Source organism: Variovorax sp. P1_H12_2 (genome assembly GCF_056405335.1).
Map to the genome: position 1 here is coordinate 1 of NZ_JBFUCI010000415.1, position 5,498 is coordinate 5,498.

The following is a 5,498-nucleotide window of genomic DNA, read 5'->3' on the forward strand; positions in this document are numbered from 1 at the left end:
CCTTGGTCCAGGCCTCGAGACTTGCGCTCGAAAAGTTGAATTCGGTTTTGCTCATGGGCGCCGCTTTGGAGGTGGGTGCGAAGTGGGTCGAGTGTCTGCGCTGCCGCCAGACAACGCCACCGAGTCTAACGCATCTGTAATTATTAATTCAAAGAACCAACTTGCGGTACATTGCAGCCATGTCCGCCCTCACCCTCACCCCGCGCGCGCTTTACGAAGAAGTGGCGGAACTTCTGCGCCAGCGCATCTTCAGCCGCGAACTCGAACCCGGCGGCTGGATCGACGAGCTCAAGCTGGCCGAGGAATACGGCATCAGCCGCACACCGCTGCGGGAGGCGCTGAAGGTGCTGGCGGCCGAAGGGCTGGTGACGATGAAGGTGCGGCGCGGCGCCTACGTGACGGAAGTGTCGGAGAAGGATCTGGCGGACGTCTACCATCTGCTGAGCCTGCTCGAGAGCGACGCCGCCGGCGTGGTCGCGACGCAGGCCACGGACGCCGAGATCACCGAACTCGAGCGCCTGCATGCGGAGCTCGAGGCCGCCGCGAAGCCGGGGCACGTGGACCGACAGCACTTCTTCGCGATCAACGAGCGCTTCCACATGCGGCTGCTGGCCATCGCGAACAACCGCTGGCGCGACCAGATGGTGGCCGACCTGCGCAAGGTGATGAAGCTGAATCGGCACAACTCGCTGCTGAAGGCGGGCCGCATCGACGAATCGCTGAAGGAGCACCGGGCGATCATGGCGGCAATCAAGGCGCGCGATGCCGGGGGCACGGTGGCACGGATGCAGCAGCATTTCCGCAATGGGCTCGAGGCGGCGAACTAGGCTCGCCCCCAGGTTGGCTCACTTCGTGTAGCCGCCCACCCCCTTCCGGGGGCAACACCAGCGGACTGGCAAAGCCAGATCCGCGGTGGAAATGTTGCTCACCCCCAGGTTGGGCTCACTTCGTGTAGCCCGCCCACCCCCTTCCGGGGGCAACACCGGCGGACTGGCAAAGCCAGATCCGCGGTGTTTCACGAAGGGGCCTGGCTTCGCCGGCCGGGGGAAATTCGGGTTTTTTTGATCAGGCCGGCTGGTCAACCGTCTCGTGCGCCAGGGCCATGACCTCGTGCGGCGCGCGGGTCTTGAGCTTGTGGTCGCTCCACACCTGGCGCCAGCGGCGGGCGCCGGGGAGGCCGTTGCGCAGGCCCAGCATGTGGCGGGCGATGTTGGACCACGGGGTGCCGTGCTCGGCTGCTTCGCGGGCCATGTAGTCGCACATCTGGCGCTCGACCTCCTCCCGCGTCAGCGTCGACGGCGGCTCGCCGTAGAACACCGCATCCCACTCGGCCAGCCACCAGGGGTTGTGATAGGCCTCGCGGCCGATCATGACGCCGTCGAGCAGGCGCAGGTGTGCCTGCATCTGCGCGTTGTCGGCGAAACCGCCGTTGATCGAGAACGCGAGCGCGGGGAAATCATGCTTGAGCCGATGCACCAGCTCGTAGCGCAGCGGCGGCACCTCGCGGTTCTGCTTGGGCGACAGGCCCTTGAGCCAGGCGTTGCGGGCATGCACGATGAAGGTCTCGCAGCCCGCCTCGCTGACCTTGCCGACGAAATCGCGCACGAAGTCGTAGCTCTCGATCTTGTCGATGCCGATGCGGTGCTTGACCGTGACCGGCACGTCGACCACGTCGACCATCGCCTTCACGCAATCGGCCACCAGCTGCGGCTCGTTCATCAGGCAGGCACCGAAGGCGCCGCGCTGCACCCGCTCGCTGGGGCAGCCGCAGTTGATGTTGATCTCGTCGTAACCCCATTCCTCGCCCAGCTTGGCGCAATGCGCGAGATCGGCGGGTTCGCTGCCGCCGAGCTGCAGCGCCACCGGATGCTCCTCGGCGTTGAAACGCAGGTGGCGCGGCACGTCGCCATGGATCAGCGCGCCGGTGGTCACCATCTCGGTGTAGAGCAGCGCATGGCGTGTGAGCAGGCGATGAAGGAAGCGGCAGTGGCGATCGGTCCAGTCCATCATCGGAGCCACGCTGATGACCGAATGTCTAAGCTCTTGATTCATAACGATTTTTTACTCTTTCCGATCGGACGCATGGCCTCATTTTCTCAGCTACCGACGACACGCTGCGGGTAGCGGCACGCCGCGCCAGTCCAGCTTGAACCCGCATGTGGATCGGCGCATCATCGGGCGTCCCTGTCGCCGACCAACAAGAACCGGGGGTGCGCCGTGTCCTTTCCTGCACGCTGGATGTCCGTGTCGCGCCCCAACCTGCTCCCCTTCGCCGCCATGGCGCTGGCGCTTTCGGGCTGCGGGGGAGGAGGTGGAGGCGGCAGTAACAACACCGGGGCGATCAGCGCAGTCGCCCTCGCCGAGGCGCCGACTTCCACCGTCGCCGCGGTGCGCAACGGTGTCTCACCCTTCATCGCCTTCGTGGACCTGAAACTGAACCGGCCCATTGCCGACCAACTGGCCCTGGTGCACTACCGCATCGAGTCCAAGCCGGGCAGCGTCGCGCGCCCGGTCGACGTCAGCTATGCGATGAGCTACCTGGAGCGCCGCGGCTATGCCTCCGCCGACGGCGCAACGGTCTCGGTTCCGGTCTTCGGCCTCTATGCGAACTACGCCAACATCGTCCACATCGATCTTCAACGCCCGAGCGGATCGCAGCAAGACCTGCGCGTCGAGATCGACACCGCCGCCTACTCCGATCCGAACGGCATCTATGACCGGCCGAACATCCTGAAACCGCGCACGGCGGGCGACTCGCTGTCCTTCGACTACTTCTACATGAAGTCCGCATTGGGCAGCCCGGTGGTCGTCGACACCGACGGCCAGTTGCGCTGGGTGGTGCCTGCGAAGACAGGCTCGCTCACATCGCTGTTCCATGACAATCGGTTCGTCGTCGGCGACGGCAAGTCACTTCGGCTGCTGCGTCTTGAACTCGACGGCACTGCGAACGAGGCGTTCCTGAGCGCAACGGCCCTCACCAACTTTCACCACAACATCGATCCCGGCAAGGTCGGCCTGCTCGCCGAGATGGATGCCCAGGCCAACGGCGTGGCCGCCGTCGAAAGCACGCTGGCCGAGATCGACCCGGACGCCGGAACGGTGTTGAAGCAGTGGGATCTGGCGGACACCCTGTCGCGCTTCATGCGAAGCCACGGCGATGACCCGGCCTTGTTCGTGCGACCGGGCGTCGACTGGTTTCACATGAACGCCGCGACCTACGATCCAAGCGACGACACGCTGATCGTCTCCAGCCGCGAGAACTTTGTCGTGAAGATCGACTACGCCAGCGGCGACCTGGTCTGGATTCTTGGCGATCCGACGAAGTACTGGCACAGTTTTCAGTCCCTTGCAGCCCAGAGCTCACTCTGGGGGACGGAGGTCTGTATCCGATCGGGCAGCACTCTGTGTCGATGACGCACGACGGATTGCTGCAGGTGTTCAACGATGGGCTGGGTTCGGTCAATCAACCCACCGGAGCGCCGGCCGGCGAGACCCGCAGCTACAGCGCCGTGTCGGCCTATGCGATCGATGGCGCCGACCGGATCGCGGTCGAAGCTCGGCGCTTCGACTACGGACAGCGCATCTACTCCAGTGTCTGCTCCAGCGCCTACCAGGCTCCGGTGGGCGCGTCCATGCTGATCAGCTATGCGGTCGCCGACAACGCCACGCACGCACGCCTGGTCGGGCTGGATGAAAGTCAGAACGTGGCGTTCGACTTCGAGTATGCGAGCTCGGGATGCAACACGAGCTGGAACGCACAACCGATTCCGTTCGAAGCGATGCGCTTCGACAAATAGAGCAGCGGGTCAGGCAGCGCCCGGGTTGAACTTCAAGGCCACGCCATTCATGCAGTAGCGAAGCCCGGTGGGCTTCGGCCCGTCGTCGAAGACGTGGCCAAGATGTCCTCCGCAGCGCCGGCAATGCACTGCCGTGCGCGTCATGCCGAGCGATCTGTCCTCGGTTTGCCCGACCGCGTCGGGCAGCGGCTGCCAGAAGCTGGGCCAGCCGGTCTTGCTGTCGAACTTGGTCCTGGACGAGAAGACCTCGAGGGCACAGCCGGCGCAGGCGAAGCGGCCTTCCCGGTGCTCATCGTTGAGCGGACTCGAATAAGGTCGCTCGGTGCCCTCGTGTCGCAGCACCGCATATTGATCGGCAGTGAGGCGCTGGCGCCATTCCGCGTCGGTGTGCGTCACCTCGAATTTCGCGGGTTCGGCCGCTTGCGCCAGCCGCACTCCCCATCCGAAGGCACTGGCAATCGCCAGCCCCAAGGTCGATGTCCCGGCAACGAGAACTTCACGGCGAGCTTTCAGAGTCATGGCGAACTTTCAACGTTGGCGCGGCGGTGGCTGCCCCGCTGCTCGTAGTTCGAGCCATGCGCGGCCTGGGTTACATCTCGGCGTGTCGGGCCTGGTCGGCAAGCATTCGCGTTGTCGGAATCCCCTTGTGCCGGCCACCTGAGGGCATTCTTCAAGATAATTAGGGTTAACCCTATTTTTCGACATGACGCCCTCGACTGCCCCCCTGTCCACCGCTTCGTCACGCATGCCCGTGGCCCTGCTCGCACTCGCCGCCGCCGCCTTCGCGATCGGCACCAGCGAATTCGTGGTCATGGGCCTCTTGCCGGACATGGCGCTCGACCTCGGCGTCACGCTGTCGCAAGCCGGCCTGCTGGTCACAGGCTATGCAATGGGGGTGGTGGTCGGCGCACCCGTGTTCGCGGTGGCCACCGCGCGGCTGCCGCGCAAGGCCACGTTGATCGCGCTGGCCTCGCTGTTCGTGCTGGGCAACCTGCTGTGCGCGTTGGCGCCGGACTACGGCCTGCTCATGGCCGCGCGCGTGATCACCGCGCTCGCCCACGGCACCTTCTTCGGCATCGGTTCCGTGGTGGCCGCCGGGCTGGTGCCGCCCCACCGGCGCTCGCAGGCGATCGCCCTGATGTTCACGGGCCTCACGCTGGCCAACGTGCTGGGCGTGCCGATGGGCCGCATCATCGGCGAGCACTTCGGGTGGCGCATGACCTTCGCGGCGATCGTGGTGATCGCACTGGGCGCGGTGGCTGCGCTGGTCGCCCTGCTGCCACGGCAGATCGAGATGCAGAAGGGCAGCATTTTGCGCGAGTTCACCGTGCTGGCCGACCGCCGCGTCCTGCTGGCGCTCGCCACCAGCGCGCTGACCTCGGCCAGCCTGTTCTGCGTCTTCACCTTCATCGCGCCCCTGCTGACGCAGGTCAGCGGCTTCTCGAACGCGGCGGTGGCGCCGATCCTGCTGCTGCTCGGCGTGGGCCTGACGATCGGCAGCACGGTCGGCGGGCGCCTCGGTGACCACCGACTGGTGCCATCGATGCTGCTGGTGCTGGGACTCAACGCGACGGTGTTGGCGCTGCTGCATTTCGCGCTGCCGATGAAGGCACCCACGGTGCTGCTGATGTTGCTGTGGACCACGCTCTCGTTTGCCCCGGTGCCGCTGCTGCAGACGCTGATCGTGCAGCACGCCAACGC

The 5,498-nt window shown here is 65.6% G+C and carries 6 protein-coding genes; 4 read left to right on the forward strand and 2 right to left on the reverse strand.

Translation table 11 applies throughout. The features are described 5' to 3' along the window. The first annotated feature begins 179 nt into the window (after nt 1-179). Nucleotides 180-827 carry a GntR family transcriptional regulator gene (locus tag AC1D2K_RS28755; RefSeq protein WP_478093066.1) on the forward strand — a complete coding sequence of 216 codons (648 nt, stop codon included), beginning with the start codon at nt 180-182 and terminating at the stop codon, nt 825-827. A gap of 238 nt (nt 828-1,065) precedes the next feature. Here the strand turns inward: AC1D2K_RS28755 and dusA are convergent, their stop codons facing one another. After that, complete coding sequence (dusA, locus tag AC1D2K_RS28760; protein ID WP_478093069.1) at nt 1,066-2,052, reverse strand: tRNA dihydrouridine(20/20a) synthase DusA; 987 nt, start codon at nt 2,050-2,052, stop codon at nt 1,066-1,068. Between the two features lie 165 nt (nt 2,053-2,217). Between dusA and AC1D2K_RS28765 the strand changes: the two genes are divergently transcribed. Together AC1D2K_RS28765 and AC1D2K_RS28770 are read left to right on the forward strand one after the other, a co-directional pair. Continuing rightward, nucleotides 2,218-3,414: an aryl-sulfate sulfotransferase gene (locus AC1D2K_RS28765; RefSeq protein WP_478093070.1), complete on the forward strand. Its 1,197-nt coding sequence runs from the start codon at nt 2,218-2,220 to the stop codon at nt 3,412-3,414. After that, nucleotides 3,411-3,797: a hypothetical protein gene (locus AC1D2K_RS28770; protein ID WP_478093071.1), complete on the forward strand. Its 387-nt coding sequence runs from the start codon at nt 3,411-3,413 to the stop codon at nt 3,795-3,797. The genes AC1D2K_RS28765 and AC1D2K_RS28770 overlap by 4 nt, the downstream gene beginning before the upstream one ends. A gap of 9 nt (nt 3,798-3,806) precedes the next feature. Here AC1D2K_RS28770 and msrB read toward each other — a convergent pair whose 3' ends face one another. Further along, nucleotides 3,807-4,316 carry a peptide-methionine (R)-S-oxide reductase MsrB gene (msrB, locus tag AC1D2K_RS28775; RefSeq protein WP_478093073.1) on the reverse strand — a complete coding sequence of 170 codons (510 nt, stop codon included), beginning with the start codon at nt 4,314-4,316 and terminating at the stop codon, nt 3,807-3,809. 184 nt (nt 4,317-4,500) lie between these two features. Between msrB and AC1D2K_RS28780 the strand changes: the two genes are divergently transcribed. Next, nucleotides 4,501-5,498 (forward strand): MFS transporter (locus AC1D2K_RS28780; protein WP_478093075.1); only part of this gene is annotated, 998 nt, incomplete at its 3' end.

Coding starts and splice junctions, on each gene's coding strand:
- AC1D2K_RS28755 (WP_478093066.1), top strand. CDS start 180: ATGTCCGCCCTCACCCTCACCCCGCGCGCGCTTTACGAAGAAGTGGCG.
- AC1D2K_RS28770 (WP_478093071.1), top strand. CDS start 3,411: ATGACGCACGACGGATTGCTGCAGGTGTTCAACGATGGGCTGGGTTCG.
- msrB (WP_478093073.1), bottom strand. CDS start 4,316: ATGACTCTGAAAGCTCGCCGTGAAGTTCTCGTTGCCGGGACATCGACC.
- dusA (WP_478093069.1), bottom strand. CDS start 2,052: ATGAATCAAGAGCTTAGACATTCGGTCATCAGCGTGGCTCCGATGATG.